This window comes from Bradyrhizobium sp. HKCCYLS20291 (assembly GCF_051167715.1).
Taxonomy (GTDB): Bacteria; Pseudomonadota; Alphaproteobacteria; order Rhizobiales; family Xanthobacteraceae; genus Bradyrhizobium.
Genome location: NZ_JBNPTO010000005.1, coordinates 430896 through 451544, shown reverse-complemented (window position 1 = coordinate 451544; position 20649 = coordinate 430896). Strand labels below are relative to the sequence as shown.

17 protein-coding genes are annotated in these 20649 nt (G+C 59.0%); 3 read left to right on the top strand and 14 right to left on the bottom strand.

All coding sequences use genetic code 11. The features are described 5' to 3' along the window. Positions 1-21: 21 nt before the first annotated feature. Together ACQR07_RS14985 and ACQR07_RS14980 are read left to right on the top strand one after the other, a co-directional pair. Positions 22-1077: an alpha/beta fold hydrolase gene (locus ACQR07_RS14985; protein WP_434903036.1), complete on the top strand. Its 1056-nt coding sequence runs from the start codon at positions 22-24 to the stop codon at positions 1075-1077. Positions 1078-1582: 505 nt separating this feature from the next. After that, a complete protein-coding gene (locus ACQR07_RS14980) occupies positions 1583-1825 on the top strand; it encodes a hypothetical protein (RefSeq protein WP_434903035.1) in 243 nt (80 codons plus the stop codon). Here the strand turns inward: ACQR07_RS14980 and ACQR07_RS14975 are convergent. The 4 genes from ACQR07_RS14975 to ACQR07_RS14960 form a co-directional block, all read right to left on the bottom strand. After that, entirely contained in the window at positions 1802-2527 is a 726-nt protein-coding gene (locus ACQR07_RS14975; RefSeq protein WP_434903034.1) for a response regulator transcription factor, read from the bottom strand. The genes ACQR07_RS14980 and ACQR07_RS14975 overlap by 24 nt on opposite strands. Before the next feature lie 217 nt (positions 2528-2744). Next, positions 2745-2948, bottom strand: a complete 204-nt coding sequence (locus ACQR07_RS14970) for a hypothetical protein (protein WP_434903033.1) — start codon at positions 2946-2948, stop codon at positions 2745-2747. Positions 2949-3023: 75 nt separating this feature from the next. Continuing rightward, complete coding sequence (locus ACQR07_RS14965; RefSeq protein WP_434903032.1) at positions 3024-3224, bottom strand: hypothetical protein; 201 nt, start codon at positions 3222-3224, stop codon at positions 3024-3026. Positions 3225-3750: 526 nt separating this feature from the next. Further along, positions 3751-6267 carry a PAS domain S-box protein gene (locus ACQR07_RS14960; RefSeq protein WP_434903031.1) on the bottom strand — a complete coding sequence of 839 codons (2517 nt, stop codon included), beginning with the start codon at positions 6265-6267 and terminating at the stop codon, positions 3751-3753. A 482-nt stretch (positions 6268-6749) separates the two neighbouring features. On the opposite strand from ACQR07_RS14960, the gene ACQR07_RS14955 reads away from it, so the two are divergent. Further along, a complete protein-coding gene (locus tag ACQR07_RS14955; protein WP_434903030.1) occupies positions 6750-7622 on the top strand; it encodes a LuxR C-terminal-related transcriptional regulator in 873 nt (290 codons plus the stop codon). Positions 7623-7688: 66 nt separating this feature from the next. On the opposite strand, the gene glmS is transcribed toward ACQR07_RS14955, so the two are convergent. From glmS to ACQR07_RS14905, 10 genes are all read right to left on the bottom strand, one after another. Beyond that, on the bottom strand, positions 7689-9515 hold the full coding sequence (gene glmS, locus ACQR07_RS14950; protein ID WP_434903029.1) for a glutamine--fructose-6-phosphate transaminase (isomerizing): 1827 nt from the start codon (positions 9513-9515) through the stop codon (positions 7689-7691). Positions 9516-9579: 64 nt separating this feature from the next. Continuing rightward, positions 9580-10413: a Crp/Fnr family transcriptional regulator gene (locus ACQR07_RS14945; protein ID WP_434903028.1), complete on the bottom strand. Its 834-nt coding sequence runs from the start codon at positions 10411-10413 to the stop codon at positions 9580-9582. 395 nt (positions 10414-10808) lie between these two features. Then, entirely contained in the window at positions 10809-12209 is a 1401-nt protein-coding gene (locus tag ACQR07_RS14940; RefSeq protein ID WP_434903027.1) for a polysaccharide biosynthesis/export family protein, read from the bottom strand. Between the two features lie 134 nt (positions 12210-12343). Continuing rightward, positions 12344-13702 (bottom strand): tetratricopeptide repeat protein, encoded by a 1359-nt coding sequence (locus ACQR07_RS14935; RefSeq protein WP_434903026.1) that lies wholly within the window; start codon positions 13700-13702, stop codon positions 12344-12346. A 46-nt stretch (positions 13703-13748) separates the two neighbouring features. Further along, the gene (locus ACQR07_RS14930; protein ID WP_434903025.1) at positions 13749-14732 is read right to left on the bottom strand and encodes an SDR family NAD(P)-dependent oxidoreductase; all 984 of its coding nucleotides are present in this window, start codon (positions 14730-14732) and stop codon (positions 13749-13751) included. A 61-nt stretch (positions 14733-14793) separates the two neighbouring features. After that, positions 14794-16170: an exopolysaccharide Pel transporter PelG gene (gene pelG, locus ACQR07_RS14925; RefSeq protein WP_434903024.1), complete on the bottom strand. Its 1377-nt coding sequence runs from the start codon at positions 16168-16170 to the stop codon at positions 14794-14796. Further along, a complete protein-coding gene (gene pelF / locus ACQR07_RS14920; RefSeq protein ID WP_434903023.1) occupies positions 16167-17654 on the bottom strand; it encodes a GT4 family glycosyltransferase PelF in 1488 nt (495 codons plus the stop codon). The genes pelG and pelF overlap by 4 nt, the downstream gene beginning before the upstream one ends. Beyond that, positions 17655-18620: a hypothetical protein gene (locus ACQR07_RS14915; protein ID WP_434903022.1), complete on the bottom strand. Its 966-nt coding sequence runs from the start codon at positions 18618-18620 to the stop codon at positions 17655-17657. A 9-nt stretch (positions 18621-18629) separates the two neighbouring features. Continuing rightward, a complete protein-coding gene (locus ACQR07_RS14910; protein WP_434903021.1) occupies positions 18630-19604 on the bottom strand; it encodes a hypothetical protein in 975 nt (324 codons plus the stop codon). A gap of 188 nt (positions 19605-19792) precedes the next feature. Next, positions 19793-20560: an endo alpha-1,4 polygalactosaminidase gene (locus ACQR07_RS14905; protein WP_434903020.1), complete on the bottom strand. Its 768-nt coding sequence runs from the start codon at positions 20558-20560 to the stop codon at positions 19793-19795. Between the last annotated feature and the right edge of the window lie 89 nt (positions 20561-20649).

Here is a 20649-nt window from a genome sequence, read left to right as displayed (position 1 = left end):
GCAAGCCAAAGGCTTAGTCGTGTGACGTCGTTGGATGCGGTCCGCTGGAGCTTCAGTCTGCTCGACCGATCACGCCGCATGCAGGGGGATCTGCTGGACATGCTCGGTTTTGGACCGAGGGAGACGCCCTATCGCGTTCAGCTCGCCGGCTCTCACTGGATGCTCAGAGACTATGGTGGTGGCGATCAAATGCAGCCGGTTCTCATCGTCGCTGCGCCGATCAAGCGTCCCTATATCTGGGATTTGTTGCCAGTGGTGAGCGCCATTCGGCGATGTCTCGAAGCTAGCCTCCACGTCTACCTGTTGGAGTGGATGCCAGCATCTGCTGAAACGGCCGATGTTGGCCTGGCTGAGTATGTACGGGCGATCGAAGCTGCGCTGGCTGCCATCGAGCAGCGATCCGATCAACCGAGGCCCATACTCATGGGGCACTCGCTCGGAGGTACGCTGGCGACGCTATTTGCGGCTAAGGAGCGACCCGCAATCGCCGGGCTGGTCCTGCTCGGTGTGCCGCTGTGTTTCGGGAGCAGCCCGTTTCGCGACGCGCTGATGACGCTCGTGCCAGAGCACGTGCCGAATCTACACCCCTTTCCCGGGTCGATTCTGTCGCAGGCAAGTGCTCTGATATCGCCCTATGCGTTTGTCTGGTCCCGCCTGTTGGCTGCCGGAGTCTCCGGAGGTGATCCCTTCGTGGTCGACATTCAAACGCGCATCGAACGTTGGGCGCTCGATGAGATCGCTCTGCCCGGAAGGCTGGTGAGCGAGGTGGTAGAATTGCTATACAAGCAGGATTGCTTCCGTCGCGGGATCTTGCAGATCGGTGCATCGACCATAGGACCGGAACGGATCTCGGCTCCGGTTCTCGCTATCGCCAATGCCGCAGATCCCGTCGCGCCGTTGAGTTCGGTGAGCCCCATCAGGGACGTGCTCGGCGCTGGAAGATTTCAGATCATCGTCTATCCTGGAGAGCGCGGCATTGGCCTGCAGCATCTCGGCATTCTCGTCGGGAGGCGAGCGCATGACCAAGTGTGGCCGAAAATCATAAAATGGATCAGCAGTCGAGCCGCGGATAGATAGATCCGGTCAGCAAGAGAGGCGGGGCTGAGAGCGAGCGAGGAGACCGGTCGACCAAATCACCCAGACCCGGCTTCCAGGAAAATCAGTCGATCGGTGAGAGGTTCTAGCTCTGTCATGCTCAGCGGTGCTACGAGCGTGCCTCGCTCAGAGATATAAGACAGTGAAGGACTGGCGATTTCTGACGTGTGGTCGGCTTTCGGCGCCAGAACAGGTGGGGCACTGACGGTCGCAGGGCAGCTCACGGAGGGGATACGGTCGCTATCTTCCGTGGCGGACGCGCCTGAGTCTACGGAGCGCGCCTCATACTGATCCGAGCGCCGATCGCAAGGCTGATTGGGCCGTCAGCATCAAAACTCGTACAAAACTCCACACTTCAAATGTAGTATAATCTTAGAATCCCTCATTATTTAGCAGAAAACTGTTTGCGATTCGAGAATGGCAAGTGCGCAAGTGTGTATGGCTTGGTTTCCAGAGTTGATCATTCCGTTTGGCAGTGGGTGGTTTAATGGTGAAGATGCTCTGGCAAGCGACTTCCTCGGAGGAGTCCGTCATCGAAAAGCGCGATGTGTCAGTCGGCTCGCGCGTTGGCATCACGTCGTTGGCCGGACCGAAATTATCAGGAAGGATTGGGCATGTCGTCGGACATGGCTATTATCCGAAAAGTCTGCGGATCGTTCTCGACGGATCGAAATCGCCGATCACGCTGCACTTCACCTATGTCGAGCTATTGAGACAAGAGCGGCCCTGAAGGACCTAACAGGCGGACGTCTCCGGTGAAGACATATCCGACGCCGCGTACGCTTTTGATGAGGCGAGGCTCGTCAGCCGAGGTCTCGAGCTTGCGCCGAAGGCGTGCAATGTGGCCATCGATGGTCCGGTCGAGAGGAGACCATTCGTGCCCCAACAGCGAATTGGAAATCTCATCTCGAGACAGGACCCGGCCGGCATTGCTGGCGAGGCACTGAAGGAGACGAAATTCGATATCGGTCAACCCGACCACGATCCCGTCAAGCGAGCGCAACTCGCGCTTGGTCGGATCGATGACGCATCCATCAAACGCGATCTTGTGTGAGTGCTCTGAGGATGGGATCGAAGAGTAACGTCGCAGAACATTATGGATACGTAGGACAACCTCGCGGATGTGGAAGGGCTTCGTGATATAGTCGTCCGCTCCATGTTCAAGTCCGGCAATTCGATCCCAAAGCGCATCGCGCGCGGTAACCATGACGATCGGGATGTTTCGCTTGTTTCGAATCAGGCGAGCTGCCTCAAGCCCGTCTTCGCGCCCTAGACTGAGGTCAAGGGTAACCAGATCGATCGCGTGATCCTCGAGGCATTGCAGTGCCGAAGCGAGGTCGGCCGCTTCTTCAACGACAAAGCCGTCCAGTTCCAGTGCTTCGCGAAGCACGGCACGTACCTCCGACTCATCATCTACAACAAGGATGTGCATAATTGTAAACGGTCTGGGGTTTTCGAATACCGGGCAGTCTAGCCGGAACCTGCAGAGTTGAGAAATGTTTTTGCGACTGGGACAAACGGGTCTACATGACGGGTCCGCGGTTCGACTGGGCTGCAATTCGTGCCGTGCAACGGGGCACGCGCAACTGGCCGTAGGAGCCGTCACGGACCAGCCTGCCTGGCGGAGCCGAACGCTTAATAGCGGCAAGTCAGCTGCCGTTCAGCTTCTCGATTTCGTGCTGAATGGCATCCGCGCGTATGGCGAGCTTGTCAAAATCGGATGCCGCAACCGCAAGACAGTGCCGCTGCGAGTCGTGCTCGTCAGCCTTGGCACGAAGTTCGCGTGCCCGCTCTCGCCAATAATCTCCATCGTAAGCCTGAGCCGGAGTTATCGGGATGTCGTGTTCGTTCATGGTAGGTCATCCAGGACAGGTGATCGGGTCACAAGATCGAGAGGAGGCTGGCGACTGTGGGCGCGGCATGCCCGCTCAATCGAGAGCGCCACCGCCGTTTGCCGCTCTATCGGCAGAGAGCTTGCGTCGCGCGAGATCGCGCTCGATGCTGTCGGGAAGTTTTTCTATTTCCAGCGCAAGCAGCTTGGCGATGGTGTCGCGTTTGGCGGGATTTTTCTCCGTTAGAAGCTGGTCATTGAACAAGGCGATGTTTTCTTGAACGACGAAGTCGATCATGATGGCTGCTCCCTCATCGAATGTGAACGACGGCCGGCTTGCGCGGGTGGTCACGTGATTGATCGTGCCGCCCTGAACTTCAGCGGTCGAGCGAGACCTCACGTAGACCCGGCACGAAGGGCAAGGCGCTCGTACTCAACAGCGACCTTGATGAGCCTGTCATGGAGACGAGGATCTGTGGCCCAAAGAGCCTTTTCGCGTGTAGGGTATGCACGTTGCAACCAATGGGCGCTATCGTAATGACTAGAGTAGGGTGAATCGGCGGACCGTCTGGCGACGTCTTTGTCGGATGACAGTTGCTGCATCGTACTCCTCACGCACACTTATATTTACTACAGAGAATGAACCCCCAGGTTGAAAACTGTTACAAATGGCTCCTTTCGATGCCAGAATTAATTTGTACAGAAATATGATTGCGAGTACTGCGGGCATCTGCTGCCGTTTGCTTGACACGAACTTGTAAAGCAAAAGCGACAACTTCCGAAGCTCGGTTCCGGGAGCTCAGGACGCAAATGCAGCTAGGTGTTTACGACTGACCGCGATCTTCGAAGGCGCCCCTCAGAGCCACGGCGAGCTGCGAGCGGCTATAGGGTTTGTGCAGCACGGTCCATCTCGCATAGGCAGCTTCAGCGGAGGATTCGCCTGCAAAACCCGTCGTGAGAATGATTTTCGAACCGGGCCGCTCCGCTTCTGCCCAGCGGGCGAGATCTACCCCGCCTTTGTCTCCCGGCATGAGAACGTCGCTGAAGATCAAATCGGCCTTCAGGCCCGACTTTAGCAGCTCAATTGCCTCCGCGGTGGAACGAGCTCCCTCCACGGCATACCCCAGCGCTTCAATTCGCTGCAAAGTGATTTCCCGAAGCTGGTCCTCGTCTTCGACCACCAGAATAAGCTGCCCTTCTCCAAAGGGGAGCACGCCATCCTCAGGATCTGGCGCGCTCGGTAGCGGCTCCCTGGTGCGCGGCAGATAGAAGCTCGCCGTCGTTCCATCATTCTCGCGGCTTTCAATGGAGAAGAAACCGCCAGCTGATTGAGCGAAGGTCTTCACCCCGTGAAGACCGAGGCCAATTCCCTTGCCGGCGCGTTTGGTCGTGAAGAACGGCTCCGTTGCGCGCTCCAGAATATCCTTTCGCATGCCTATTCCATCGTCGATAATGGATACGCAGACAAAGTCACCGGTCAGTGCTTCTTGTGGGGGCGTATGACTCGTGTCTTCGATGGTCATGTTGCGCGTTCGAATGACGATGCTGCCGCCTTTGGGAAGGGCATCACGAGAGTTGGTAACGAGATTGAGTACCGCACTGTCGATTTCACCGACGTCGGCTATTGACGTCCATACGTCCTGTGCAAGGTCCAGCGTGAGGCTGATCTGCGGTCCCAGCGACCCCTGGAGCAGCAACGCCAGATCGCGCAGTCGATCATTGACTCTCAGGGCGGCAAGCTGGCTTCCTTGTCGCCGGCTCATCGATAGCAACCTTCGATTGAACAAGGCGCTCGACTCGCTTGCGCGCATCGCGGAGCGAACGAGTCGTCGGAGCCGATCGTCGCTGATCTGCTGATCAAGCAGCTCCAGATTGCCGGAAATGATTGCCAGCAGATTATTCGAGTCGTGTGCGATCAGGCCGGAAAGCTCACCTATCGCAGCCATGCTGCGGGCATCGGACAGTTCTCGTTCGACCCTCTTACCCTCTGTCAGATCCGTGATCAGGCCCCCAAAAAACCGATCGCCGCACTTGGACACCCATTCGGCGACCGCGAGATGCAGTTCGACGGCCGACCCGTCCTTGTGGCGTCCCGTGACCGCCCGACCGTCCTGAGAAATCCTGCGTATGCCGCTAATCTTATAATTCTGCAGATAGCTATCATGACGCGCTGCGTGATCGGAAGGCATGAGCATCGAGACGTTCTGCCCGATCATTTCGCTCAGGTCGTAGCCGAACATCGAAGCCGTGGTGGCATTTGCGGTCTGAATGATTCCTTTGTCGTCGATGATGACGATTGCCAGCGGAGCGCATTCGACGATCGCGCGATAGCGCGCATCGCTGTCGGCGGCCAACATTTCCATGTCTTTTCGGCTCGTGGTGTCCGTCCCCGTACCGAACCACTCAATGATGTGTCCGCTCCGGTCAAGCACAGGAATGGCCCTGGAAAACATCCATCCGAGATGCCCATCTGCGCGTTTGACGCGGTGTTCGAGCTGAAAGGTGCCAGTCGTCTGGGTGGCCGCGTGGATCGCTGCCTTGACGGCCGGCTGATCTGACTTTGGAATATAGATATCCAACCAGTCGGCCATCGGACCCGGCGCGTCTTGCAGGAAACCGCCGCCTTCCAAGTGACGCATCTCGGTCCAGTCGGGGCTCATTCGATATGTTGCCTCTGATGTCGATGTAACCAGTGCGCGATAGCGGCTTTCGGTCTGATGCAGGGCTTGCAGAGCGTTGTGAGCCGGTGTGACGTCGACAATCGTGATGACGATACCGTCAATCCGATGATCGCTCGTCAGATACGGATGGATACGAACAAGCGACCAGTTCGAATCATCTCCTTCAACTTCCTTCTCGATCGGAATCGAGTGCGTGAGTACGCGGCGTGCATCCGCGACAAGATCTGGATATTTGAGCCGGCTGTTCAAATCCGTCAGTAGGATCCCTTCATATCCATCCGAGAGATTGAAGTATTTGCGAACCCTCGGTGTAGCGCGCTTGACGTGCAGCAAAGGACCTAAGAACAGTGTCGCTTCGCCAGTTGTCGCGGTCAGGTTGTCTAGATCCGATTGATATCGACCAAGAGTTTCCAGCTGGGACTTGAGTTCGAAGTTGAGTACATTCAATGTGTTGTTAGCAGTCTGTAGCTCCTTCCGGCTCGCTTCGAGCTGCTGTGTACGCCGTAGAAGACGTTGGAGCACGGCCGAGCGCCTTCGATCGACAGCACCGTGACCACCGCGAGCTCGGAGCAATGCACGCATCCGTTGGATCATCCGGTCTGACGATGTTTCAGTGCCGCTGGAAGGCACGACATCGCTGGTTTTAATCAAATCAACCATGGCTCGGAGCATCCTGTCGGCGGCGATGAGCGATGTATATCCCGGTAAATCAGTAATGGATATTATTGCCGCCATACTCGGTGCGGAAATTAAGTATGTCATTTATGAATGAAGCAGGCTTGCCGGGATGTTCAACGGCGCCATGCGGAATTGCGGGTATATCACCAGCGATAGAGGCGACTTCGACGTCCAGCCCGCAACAACGGCTTGACTGGTGCCCATATTCGAGACGGTCTTGAGCGAATAGGCCGCGTCGAGCAAAGGGACACGTTTTCGAACGACTACAAAATTGAACGCCCAAGACTCAATCAACTGTATCCACGAGGCGGCTGGTCAGGCGGTGGGGCGGCAATGTCAGCAAGGAGCGGCAGCCAGAGCTCAAAGCGAAATGTTTCAATAGATGCACGTTATGGTGCATTGTATAATGGGCGTACATAATTGCACAATTGAGGGCTTTTGTTAGAAGTGAGGAAAAAGTAAATGTGAAAAATAGTAAAATGAGTTGGGTTTGCGACATGCCGCGTCGTTTTGTTGCAACAGTTCTTATTGGTCCAAATGCGCTGCGTAGGGAAGGTACCTTGCTAGTGCTTGGCGATACTGAATTTCGGGTCGTCGCGCTCGCTTCGGATCTCGGAAAGATAGTAAGTGCATCACTTGCGCAGTATGGCGAGCTGTTGTTTGTCGTCGACTGCGGAAGCGATATCAGCTCAATCGTCGATAAGGTCGCCGCGATCAAAAGCGATTTGCCCGGGAGTCGCTTCGTCCTTCTCGCGGAATATTCGAGTTCTGAACTTGTGTTGGCGGCCTTCCGTGCTGGGGTGAATGCGTATCTCGTGAATGTCCCAACTCGGGATGTCTTCATAAAAGCCCTTGAGCTTGTTATGCTTGGCGAGCCTATTCTTCCAGTTGAATTGCTGAATGACCTCGAGGTGTGGTCCGAGGCATTCTCTAAGACCCTGGGAACAGCTACATCTGACGTAAGTGAAGCAGATCGCCCGGTAGATCCCTTTATTGAGGGTCCTCGTTCGCCTCTGTCAGAGCAGGAAAAGGCCATCCTGCGCTGCATCGCTCACGGCGCGTCGAACAAGCAAATCGCCCGAAAACTGGGAATTGCCGAAGCGACGGTCAAAGTTCACGTTAAATCCATCCTTCGCAAGGTTGACGTACAGAACCGTACCCAAGCTGCAATTTGGGCTATGAGCAGGATCGGATATAGAGCGCCCTTCGCAAGCGACGAGGTACCGATCGCGCTCGAGGCGCCCATGGCTGACGTCGCTTGCGATCATGCGCATCGCAATGGCGAGGCCGTACTGCAGGTCGATGACCGTGAAATCATGTTGGTTCGTCCAAAGTGAGCAAAGCCCCGCGCTTTGTCTTCCACCACTTGCGCGCGTGTGGGCCCGGGTCTGTCCCGGAATGGATCACTCAACGGTAACGGATTTAGCCAGATTCCGCGGTTGGTCGATGTCGGTCCCCCTATAGAGGGCCATATGATAGGCGAAGAGCTGCAATGGGATCACGTAGACCAGCGGGACGATAAACGGATCAAGCGTTGGCAGAAGAATCTGTCTCCAAGGCGCGATCGAGGCTTCGTGGAGGCCTTCCTGGTCGGTGATCAAGATCAGTCGTCCACCGCGGGCTGCGACCTCCTGCATGTTTGATGCGGTCTTTTTTATGACATGGTCCGATGGGGCAATGACGACAACAGGCATGGTGTCGTCCACCAACGCGATCGGTCCGTGCTTGAGTTCGCCGGCAGCGTAACCTTCTGCATGAATGTAGGATAGCTCCTTCAGCTTGAGGGCGCCTTCGAGAGCGAGAGGATAGCTGATCCCACGGCCGAGAAAGAGCATGTTGCGGGTGTCGCCGACGGAACGTGCGAGGGACTCGACGTCACGTTCGACTTGAAGTGCCTGAAAGACCAGCCGGGGAACGTTGATCAGCGCTTGTATGAGCCTCTGTTGCCGGTCCTGCGCGAGGACGCCCCGTGCCCGGCCGGCGGCAATGGCCAAGCAGGCGAGGACGGCGAGCTGGCAAGTGAAGGCTTTCGTCGATGCGACTCCGATTTCCGGACCGGCCAGCGTCGGAAGAACGACGTCGCTGTTTCGCGCGATCGATGACGTGGCGACATTGACAATCGAAAGGATGTGCTGGCTCTGCTCTCTGGCGTAGTGAAGCGAGGCCAGCGTATCGGCGGTCTCGCCGGATTGCGAGACGAATAGGGCGGCGTCGCCTGGACGCAAAGGCGCCGCGCGATACCGAAACTCCGATGCAATATCAACGTCGACTGGCAGACGCGCATACGTCTCAAACCATTGCTTGGCGATCGAGGCCGCGTAATAGGCCGTGCCGCAAGCCAGGATCGATAGCCTTGAGAGCTCCGCAAAATCGAATGGGAGTTCGACCGGCAGCGAGATCTGACGGCTCTCGCGGTCGATATAATGTTCGAGGGTGTGAGCAATGACCTCCGGCTGCTCGAAGAGCTCCTTCGCCATGAAGTGGCGGTAGCTGCCCTTGTCGACCAGCAGGGCCGATGCTGTCGACCTGACCATCGGTCGAGTCACGAGTCGGCCAGTGGCATCCAGAATTATCGTGCTGGTATGCTTTGCAACGACGAGGTCGCCATCCTCGAGATAGCGGATCGTCTGAGTCAGCGGTGCCAGAGCAATCGCGTCCGACGCCAGATAGGTCTCGGCAGTGCCGTGACCGACCACGAGTGGCGATCCTCGCCGCGCGCCGATCAGCAGATCCTGCTCGTGGTCGAACAGGAAGACAAGTGCAAACGCGCCGCGCAATCGGGGTAACACGCGCGAAACGGCTTCAATGGGTGAGCGGCCGGATCGCAATTCCTGGCTGACCAGATGTGCGACGACCTCGGTGTCGGTGTCGCTCTTGAAGATGATGCCGACGTCCGTGAGCTGCTGGCGGAGTTCCTGAAAGTTCTCGATAATGCCGTTGTGGACCACGGCGACGACATCGGTTGCATGTGGGTGGGCATTTGCCTCGCTCGGGCGACCATGCGTCGCCCAACGCGTATGACCAATGCCGACGACGCCATTCAGTCGGCCGTCGATGAGACGGTCTTGAAGATGCCGCAACTTGCCTTCAGAACGCAGGCAGACTAGGCGGCCGCTCTCGAGCGTTGCGATGCCGGCGGAATCGTAACCGCGATACTCGAGCCGCTGCAGGCAGTCGATCAGTCGATCGGCAACCGGTAAATTACCCAAGATTCCGACGATCCCACACATCATTTGTCTCCCATGCAACGGCGAAGTGATCGAACGCCGGACTTGCGCGATGAACCAAGCGAGCTCATGCCGATTTGAGACAGTTCTCGTTCATCGCCTGCAAGTTCGCTCGCGCCGCCGACCCGACGTGACCCCGGGACACAGGAGCGGACGCCATTTGCCGTGCCAATGGCGATCTCGTCCTGAGCCGATCGAGATCGAGCAAGAGAATGGTGTGGCGGCTCACGCGCTTGATGAGGCCCAAGGTCGAGAACTTCACCATCGTGCGGCTGAGGGTGTCGCTATTCATCACGAGATAGTTGGCGATGTCCGCGCGTGACATCGGAAGCCGGACGACGACTCCGGAGACCGGCTTGACGTTGTAGATGCAACTCATTGCCAGGAGGAACGAGGCGACGCGTGGCTCTATCTCCAGTCGCCCGGTCATGAGCTGGTGAAGATGCGATCGAAAGATCTGCTGCTGGCAGCGATCAAACAGGAACGACCAGCAGCTCGATGGCAGAACGCCGTCTTCCAGAAGGCTGATGTCGAATGAGACGAGCCGAGCAGACGTAATCGCGCGTACCGATAGCCCTGATGCCGTTCGAATGATGGGAGCTGCCACGACGTCGCCGGCAACGAGGAAATCCAAGATCTGCAGCCGGCTCGTCGTCGGTGCGGCATCCAGCGCGAGAAAGCCATCCAGGAGCACGATGATCTCATTCGCAGCAGTGAGGGAGAATCGTTGCTGAGGGCGAAGCGTGATGGTGCGACCGTAGCTTGCAAGCTGATCAGGAACGCCGCCGTCGTCAGTGCGGAAAGCAGGGCGTAGATCCGCTATCTGGATGGAGGTGGGGCGATAACCGTTGCCATGAATGCTCTGTCGACCAATCGCATGGGAATTTGGCGTGACAGTCATGATGCAGCCCCTCTCGTTTGAACCTGGTCCGCGACAAGATTAAGGGCTTTCGGTTCATCTTGCTTGGGTGCAGAGGGATTAACCCGAAATAGCGAAATGATGGAGCATGCCGCCAAGGTAGTATTTGAGCCCGTTGAGACACCAGCGAGCAATGGCGCGTTGCGCGGAGAGAGGGGGATTGTCGGCTGGCGACCGGACGGGAGCGCCGGTCCTACCACGAGAGTCTCAAGAAGCGACCAGGGCTGCCGCGCAACGCTGTAAGCAGCGACCTGAGTGATCTCCGGGGTGTCCTTGCAGCGTCAAACGTCTCGGCCGATCGCTGACCGTACGAACTGGACGCGAACGCACCAGCTCTCGCCGGTCCGTTCGCCGCCAAATGGTGAACTCCGTCGACGTCAGCGGCTTGCGCTCTGCTGACCGATCGGTATGGCCCGGCTGCGGAATGATGTGGTCGCGCCGGGCAACCGTTGAGCACCTGTATTTGGTTGCGATCCACCGACTTCGACTTTCAGCACATCTCCCGGCTTCAGGACCGCAGTCTCGGTCGCGGGAATGGTGGCGGGACCCTCCGGTCCGGGGCGCACGATCTGATAGTTCTGAGGGGCTTGTCCACGGTGGGCAGCAAGGAGGATACCGATCGCTTCAGAAGAATTGAGGGAACCGCGCGCTTCTGCAATGTCCTGATCAACGGCCGCGATGCTTTTCGCAAGGGACTCGTCTTGATCAGCCGAAAACGCGGCCTTTTCCTGCTCGGCCTGTGCCAATCGAGTCGTCGCTTGTACCACTGCAACGACATATTCCTCGCGGCGAGCCTCGATATCGGCGAGTTCCGTGCGCAGCGCAATGACGCTGTTGTTGTTGACGATGCCGCGGTCCTTCAGCTTTTGCAGGTCATCGAGACGGTCAACCCGCATGTCGCGTTGTACGTCGGCTTGACTGAGCCGACGCTTGAGCGCCTCTAGCTCCTTACCTGCTGCGGCCACCTTGGCCGTGAGCGCTTGCTCTCGCTCTTGTCGCTTGGAAGACTCGACGCGCAAGAGCGTGTTTTCCATCGACAGAAAGGCCGCGATCCCAGAATCTCGATCGAGCTTGGCGAGGTGGAGCGGAAAAGGCACGGATGTGAGGCCATTGCGCTGCGCTTCAAGCCTGGCGCGACGCGCGAACAGCCGTTGGACCCGGTCCGACGTCGTCTGGAACCGCTCCATCTCGCGGACACCGTCGATGGCGCTCGACAGGCTGGTTTCGCCGCGATCGAGGCCGCCAGCGAGCGCAACGGCCTGCAAGACGATCATGCCGGGGACATACTTGTAGGCGCCGGGGGCCTTGACCGGTCCGACCACATAGATCGGTGGCCGGTCGATGATGGCAAGGCTGACGTCGGCGGTCCGCGCCGTGAAGGCCGTCGCGAAGGTGGCGATCAAATCGTTACGGACCTCGTCGAGTGTGCGACCGGCAAGTCGGAATTTGCCAAGGAGCGGAATTGCAATGGAGCCGTCTTGATCGACCTGATACTCTCCACTCAAATCCATGCGCTGATAGAAGGTCCGTAGTGTGCTCATCGCCGGAGCACGGTCGTCCGCCTTGCGGCTTCCGAGCTCGACTGATTCGAAAAACGAGATCTTGAGCTTGTCGTCGACGCCGATCGTTGGTCCATGAGATGGGGCGGGCTCGGGCGCTGGTTCGGCCCTTACGGAGGCGGCTGCGGAGAGTGCCTGGCCACGGACGGGCCCGAGGGGCGTGCTTGTGATCGTCACAATGGCTGCGACCGCGGCGGCTTGAGTGAGTCTGATGCGCATTGAAACATCTCCCCAGAACCAATGTGATGAAGCAGGGCCGGCGTCCGATTTGCGTACGTGCTCAGACCCATCTTGATACGACCGGCCAGTCGGGGACGCCAACGATAATCCCTGACATGCATCAGACGAGAAGCTCAACGTTCGAGCGATCGCCATACCGCATCGTGCAGATCGGGACGGCCGAGGACCAAGGCTTGCTTGGCGAGTTCTGGGGCGAGGTCGATTGGCAGGCGTCGGACTTGCCAGAGGGACAGCAGCCGATCGACCGCGTCTGCTGGCGTGTCGATTTGTTGCAGAAGTCCGAGCCACTTCTCGCGCCCTTCGGGCGTCAGATCGTTCGGATCGCACAAGTTCAGAAACCGGCGCGCGGTCTCACGATTTCCCTCGGACAGAGACAGCTTGGCGGCAAACAGCGGACGGGCAAGCAGCATCTCGGTCGAGACGAACGGGCGTATGGCGGCCACGGCCTGCGTCCCAAACGTATCCGCCGTGTCTTCGGCAAGACGTGCCAAGGCGGCGCGATTGGAACCATCGTGCAGAAGCCGCAGGAATGTCTTGACCACGATCGAGGATGCATCGAGCCTGGCGGAAACAAGCACGAACGCATGGAGCTGCGTCTGGCTTGGATGCTCCACACGATCGGCCCAGCGTGCGAGCATGACCCGGGCGAGTTCCGAATGACCTCGACTGATGAACAGACCCGCCAAGTCGAATGTCGTCGCCGGCATCAGGTTTTCCCACTCCGATGCCAGCTCGGTGGCTGCGCCGGTCAACCCGGCCTTTGCCATCCGCAGGATCAACTTTCCTGACAAAAATGGATCTCGCCATGCAACCATCCATTGGCGTGCATAGCGAAGCGCGCGGTCGCGTTCACCATTCTGCAGGAGAACCTCCAGGAGAAGCAGGCGTCCTGTACTGCTGCTCGATGCCGACATGCTTTCGGCTGCAGCGAGCCATTGCTGCGCTCCGCGCCAATCGCTTTCGCTTGCCAAAAGAGCGCCCAACCGCTCCAATTGATCGGTCTGGAGAAGTCCGCGTTTCGCATAGGTCGTCAGGATCTTCAGCTCGTCCGCTGTCCGTCCATGCAGACGATAGAGAGCAATCAACCGAGCGAGCTTGTCAGGGCTGGGGTGTATCTCGACAGCATGGGCCAACACCGTGAAATAGCGATCGACAAGACCAGTCTCGATCAACAGCCTGTACTGCTTCTGCAGCGCGACGAGGTCGTCCGGCCGAGCGGCGAGATACTGGTCGTACAACGAAATGGCCTGATCATATTCGCCAAGTGCGGTATGGGAGCGAGCAAGCGCCGCCAGCAGGCTGGCGTCGTGGGGGCGTTTTGCCAATTGTTGGTTGAGGAGGCGGATCGCCGTCTGGTAGCGCCCATCCGCCGCCAGCGTCGATATCTGCTCCGGCTGGCGTTGAAATGCCGCGGCCGACATGAGACCCAGGAGCAGGACCAACACGATGACAAACCTGGAGGGTGTCGTCATAGGGAGGCTTCCCCTCAGTATCGCGGTCGTGACACCGAAAGACGTTCTATTTGACGTATCTGTCGGTACGGTAGCAGGCAGAATGCTGCCGCACGAAATCGATTGTCTGTCTCAGGCCAGTATCGAGCGAGATGGTGGGCGACCAGCCCATCGCGCGTCGCGCGAGCGAGTTGTCCGAAACCAACTTCATGACCTCGCTGCGGGCAGGGCGTAGCCGTTGATCGTCAGTTACGATAGGCTTTTGGACGCCCATCAAAGTGAGAATGCGATCGGCGAACCAGCCGACCGGATGGGTCGCGCCAGTGCCAAGGTTAATCGTTTGGCCATCGAGTCCGGGAGTGGTCGCGGCTGCCAAGAAGCCTGCAACCGTGTCGCTCACGTAAGTCATGTCGCGCTCAGGTGTCAGCGAGCCTAGGCGAATTTTTCGGCAATCGATGGCTTGCGAGATGATCGTCGGGATGAATGCCCGAGCACTCTGGCGAGGCCCAAATGTATTGAAAGGGCGTACGGTCACGACGCTTGTACCGAACGATCGATGATAACTTTCAGCGAGCTTGTCTGCCGCGATCTTGGAAGCGGAATATGGCGATTGACCCTGCAGCGGGTGGCTCTCGCTGATCGGCGTGGAGAGGGCGGTCCCATAGACCTCGGACGTACTAGTGTGGATAACCAGGTTGCCGTACCGTCGCGCCGCTTCGAGGACATTCAATGTCCCCTCGACATTCGTACGCAGATAGCTCCGTGGCGCGTCATAAGAATACGGAATGGCGATGAGCGCGGCGAGATGGAAGACAATCTCCGCGTCTTTTAGGGCGCGGTAAACGAAGTCGCTGTCCTCGACGTTTCCGCTCACGACATTGACTGCATCGAGGTGAGCTGGCTCCAGGAAGGCAAGATTGCCGATCGAGGACGCAGAATTATAGCGAACAATCGCCGTTACGTTCGCGCCGGCGTCGATCAGCGCATCCACGAGATGGCTTCCGATGAAGCCGGCAGCTCCGGTTACCGCGACCCTTCTGTTCGTCAGCATGTCAAAATTCCCAGGGTTGAGATGAACGAAACGTCAGTGCATCAGCGAGTCCACGACCAGGTCAAAGCGAGCTGTTGTTCGTGATGAACGCGTGAAAATGAATCCAGGGCAGCTCCTTCATCAGGAGACGAAAGCCGACGAGCAGGCTGGCGGCTGACGCAAAGAGACTGCCGTAGCCGTAGAACGCGGGGCCGAGTGGCAGAAACGCCAGTGTCAGCGCGCCATTGAGAACAAGAAACGTAAATACGATCCGAAGGGCAGGACGACGCAAGTCCATCAGCAGCAGGAAATTGAAGCAGAGAATTGCGCTTGAGTAGAACGCCATCGCGCAGAGAGAGATCCGCAGGATGCTCATATAAGCGGGACGCAAGCCGAGCTGAGGCATGAATGCCACGGATGCAAGAATCATCATGGCTGCGACAATCGTGAATGTTCCAAACAGAGCGACAATGCTTGAGAGCACAAGGCTCGTCGCGTCGCTGACGAGGTCCTTCAGATCGGTCAAGCTCGCGCGCGCCTGCATTGCTCGGTGGAATGCCGACAGGCGGGCGGAAAAACGGGTTTCTACATGGACGACGAAGATCGCAATGACCGGTATCGACGACAATTGCGACCAGAACATCGCAGTATCGTAGCTCGGCATCGTCTGGAACAGCCCGGCGACGGCGAGACTGTCGGAGGGGGCGAGGTGCCACATGACAATCTTGTCAATCCACAGACCGAGCGCGTAAGCGAAGCCGGCAAGTGGCAGTTCCCAGACCTCGCGAAGTTCGCCGATCAGGTCGCGGTCCACGACGATTGCGCAGCCGAATCTGCGGACGATGACACACATCATGATCAGATCGATGATTGTAAAGCCGCCATTGAACGACAGCAGAAGAGACGTAACCGTGGTGTCAACCGGGATATGGCTGAACAGGAGTATTGCCAGGCTGCCAGCGCCGAAGGCGAAGATGATCTGGTTGTGAGCGCGGATGGCGCCAAGGAAAGGAATAAGCAGCCAGGCGCAGCCGATCAGGAAGAGGGTGTGTATGCTCGCCAACGACTCGATCGCCTCGAGCGTGGTTCCGAAAACATAGAATGAAACGACCAGCAGTAGGACAACGGCGAGAAAGATGGCGAGTGAAAGCACCAGTACATAGTAGACGTGATCTTCGGAGCCTCGATAGATCTGACGAGATGTATAGCGGCCGGCGAAGAACGCGAGGGGGCTAGTTATGATCAAGGAGAACATCGAGTTGTAGATGACGACTGAACGGAATATCGTTAAATCCAAGCATGTTCCGTCGCAGGCGGTCGCGCTCAGGAACGAAAGCCCGAGGACGGTAAAGAGCCACGGCCCCGCAACGATCATCGCTGCATAGGAATAGGCGCCGAATATGGCGGCAAGGGTGCCGCGCCGTGTCAGGTCCGAAATGGTCGCGTTGCTGTTTATCATGCGTGCGCACCAGACGTATTGGAGACGAGCTTGGTGTAGAGCTCCTCGTAGAGGACTTTGACGCGATCTTTGTGGTAGTAAGTCGCGGTACGTTTTCGCATCACCTGACCCATCGCAGCACGCAGGTCGTCGTCATTCAGGATGGTTGCGAGCGCCGCAGCCATTGCGCCGGGATTGCATGGGGCGACGACGAGCCCACCAGCGCCCTTGACCGGATCATCCTCGAATCCCTCGATGATCTCGCGGCAGGATCCGACGTCGGTCGAAACCACGGGCAGTCCGGTAGCCGCAGCTTCCAGGACTGCAATCGGCTGCGCTTCGCTGATGCTCGACAAGGCGAGCACGTCGGCCGATAGAAGATAGGTCCGGACGTCCGGGACCCGACCCAGGAAATCGACTGATGACGACACGCCGAGCTGCTCAACGAGCTGACGGCATCCGGCTGCATAGGCCGGATCCTCGCCCTCGGGACCGATGATGATGCCGAGCACGTCCGGCACGAGGTCCTTCAAGAGCGCGATCGACATGATGAAGGTACGGATGTCCTTGATCGGAACGATGCGTCCGATCATCAGCACGGTCGGGCGGCGTGAGGCCGTGCTACGGGCGAGGGCCGAGAAGGCGTCAGCGTCGATACCGTTGGGAATGATACGGAGCTTCGGTTCGGGGGCGCCTTCGAGGTTCTGGAGCAGCTGGTTGGCACGATATTGTGTGGTCACGACATCGGCGGTTGCGTAGCTGATACGTGAAATGCATTGGAAGGCGTTGAGCCAGATCGCGCGGAGCTCGGTCGGGTGGGTGGGGATCCCGAACCCGCTTGCGCCGGAGTCGAACAGCCATTCCGAGACGGCGAGATCGATGCGGCGTTCGTTGGTATAGATTCCGTGTTCGGTCAGAAGCAGCGGGCGTCCGGTCGAAATCTTGGCGAAGCTGCCGACAAGGCCCGAGAATCCCGTCGCCGAGGCATGGAAGACGTCGACGCTCGGCAATCGGGTCGTCGCGATGGCCAGCACGCTACGCAACAGGAAGCGCCAAGACCAGAAGAAGTCCAGCAATGGGCTGCTGGGCAGGAGCTTGGCGTAAGCAGCCTCGATCGCGAGCCAACCCGCCCGCGAGTCCAGGAGTGCAGCTTGGCTGAAGCCGGTCGCGAGAAGTTGCGAGATGAGCTGCCTGAAGATGGTGCCATCTCCCGTGATCATTGAGGAGTGCAACAGGTGAAGAAGCTGCTCGATGGCTTCGTGGTCCTGCCGCGATGGAAGCCGTCCGGCAGGACAGGCATCCAGAATGATGTCGGTGAGTCCGACCACGTTCGGCGGGAAGTCGTAGCTTTGGCGGCGGGTTTGGCTTGAGACGCCGATCGCAATGATGTGGAACCGGAGCTGAGAGGAGGCGCGCATGAACGCATCGGCCCATGATGCGACACCGCCGACGACGTAGGGGTAACCCCCCTCCACAATCATGCAGATGTCCGCGTCGTTCGACATCTAATTGCTCCGGCAATCGGTCGTGGTGGCGGGCGTGCGATCGCTGTCAGGCGGCTCGCGACGCCATCGGACGGTCGCGCGGTCCAGCTCGACGAGGCCTGGTTCCAGCGGATTGATCTCCCTGGCGCGTAGAAGGGCCATCATGGCTGCGTCGGCTTCGACCCTGGCCTGCGCGGGCTCGAGCAGCCCGCTCGCCGCATAAGCCAGCCGGGCGTCAGCGAGCTGCAGAAAGACTTTGGCGTCAGTCGTCTCGCTCGCGCTGTTCGCTTGGCGTTCGCCGATCCTCCGACTGAACAGGGCGTTGAGCCTTGCGATGACCGTGGCGGCGAGCACCCGGACGGATGCGTCAGGATCCTCCAAAGCCCGCCTGAGCAGCCGCGCCAAGCTGGCATCGTACGTCCTGAACGCGACGGCGAGTGCCTCCAGCTTGTCCGAGCGGGAGCCATCGATCATGACGTCCATCAAGGGGCGGACGTTCCGGGCGCCGTCGATCCGAACACGGTGGTTGTGGAGCGCGCTCTGCAATCGCTCTGCTAGCGTGATGTCCCGGCGATCCTTCGTAGCGTCGGCCAGGTCCGCGGACTCTCGTCGAGATACGGGCGGGGTCAACCGCAACGCCAGAGCGATGGCCACCACGGCTCCCCCGGCGCCAACAAACGTGGACCAGGCGATCATTTGAAGAGCGACGTAGCGCTCGTGACGGATCGGACCGAAGCACTTGAACACCGAGACGGCGAGCAGGATGCAACTGAGCAGGTGGCTAGCGAGATATTGACTGAATGCGATGAGGCCGGCGAGCAGGGCTGTGAGGAGTGTGAGCTGCCAGCCAACAAGGACCGCCGCAAAGCTCACAAGGTGGCGCGAGAGAAGGTCGTCGCGATCGATCTCGGGCGCGTCAACGACGCGTCTATCGCGCCCCTGGTCCGCTTCGTAAGCAAGTGATTTCAAGGATTGAGCAGAACCCATTGTCGAATCCTAGGCCTGTTGCTCGTGAACCTTGGACAGGATGGTCGAAAAGGCGCGTTTCAGATCGTCCAGGCGACGATCGAGCCGTTGATCGTTGGATGCGTCTGGCGGAACGAGGTAACGGATCGCAGCAATCGGGGGATGGCGATCGGTCGCGTTGGAGCGCAGCACCAGCGTACGCTGCCCAATGGGCGGTGCCACTGGGTCTTCGCTTGGCTCACCGCCGCCATCTAATGGCGCTACCGACGTTAGAGGCCGCCGCATGTCGTTCTCGATTGCCAGAACCGGCCGCAGGTGTCCGTCACTCTGGACAAAGACCGTGAAATCCTGTGCGCCGGTCGCAGTCCTGAACAGGTCACCCAGGCTGACCGCCGCACTCGCCCTGCTGCTCAGATCAATCCGGGACAGAGCCTCCGTGAAGGTCGCGACAGTCGCAGCGTCGGTGGCGATGCGCCGCTCCAAAGCGGTAATCTCTTTGAGAGCATTCTCGAGCCCATCGGCGAGATCGTTGGCGCGTTGCTCGAACAGGGACAGCTCGTTCGCGAGCTCACTCGCTTGATGGATCTGGAGGCTGCGCAGTCCGCCGAGCACCAGGGCGGTCGTGAGCCAGAGTGTCGGCTGAAGCGCGGCCGCGCTGGCATAGACGTAGAGGTCTTGTGCCGCAGATCCCGCTGGGAGCTCGAGGAGATAGAGCAGAGATGCCGCCGAGGCAGCGATCGTGGCACCGAACACGCCATACTGGCTGGATATGAGCAGCACGGGGATCCAGTACGGTTGCGGCAGGCCAGGGATCCCGGAAAGGTTAGGAAGCCAGAAGGTCAGAATGGCAGTTGCCGCGAGAAGGACCGAGGTCTCCAGTGTGAATTTCGGCCAGTTCGCCAGCGACAGTGATTGGAGCAGTGCGAAATCTGGCTCCGCTGGTGCGTCGATCGGCCGAACGATTTGCGACGAGGCAGCTCCGTCCGTGACGCAATCCGTCGTCATCACGCAAGTCCTCGGTGAGCCTGGACGCGGGTGTTGGCGATCATCGCGCGTCTCAGGAGTGCCTGGGTTCCATTTTGAAGCTAGCGGCCGCGAGCCAGGAACGCCAATGCAGACCTCTGACGCAAATCAGTGAAACGAGCGCAGTGCAGTCGCCAAATGCACTCGCAATGGTGAGTATGGGAAGGGGTTCAGCGGGGTTCGGGAACGATGCTGTCGAGCAGGCGGGTCGCGACATAGGGATGGTGACCGAACGCCCGTTCACGCCGGTACAGCTCAGCGATCATCTTGCGGTCGCCGGGATCCCAGTAGTCGAGGCTGAGAATGGGCAGCGGCGGCCGGCGTCTTACCGCTGGCGCGAGCAACGCCCTCTCAAGTGCAACGGCGTCGGGATCTGCGAGTACGAAGTGTCCCTGTCCGTCCGGCACCGTCAGCAGGCTCTCCACGATCACTGCGTCAATCCTTGGCGCGAGGTCGGCGAGCAAGTCATAGCCGCGGTTCATGATTAGGGTCATGTTCGGATGCCCGTCGCGGATCGCGTCGACGAGCGCGATTGCCGCCGCCCGCATTCCCCGGTAGCGCTCAGCGTCGGTTGCTTCGAGATATGTCGCGGTATCCAGGGTGTCGAGCATCAGACCGTCAAAGCCGGCGGCCTCGATAGAAGGGATGGCTGTATCGAGAATGAAGGCGCGCCAGGACGAATGTCTGACATCGACCCGACGCGTTCCAGGCCAGTCCGGGTTCGGCTCGAGCAGCGCTGACGCGTGAAGAGCAGAAAACAGAGGGTCTCCGGTCCTGATTTCGCAAAGGCTCAGATAACTGCAGACGCGAGCGCCGGACGCGCCGATATTCGTGATGGAGCCGCGATACCCACGGTCCAAGATGACGATCTGATAGCCATCAAACGCCATGTCGTCGGCGATCTCCCCATAGAACGCGAGCCATCGAACCGGGCCCATCTCTTGCCTGCTTGCTGCCGGTTTCGAAAGTGAGCCCAGACCGATTGCAGTCGCCGAAACCCAGCTCGCGCCGATGATGCATCTCCGCC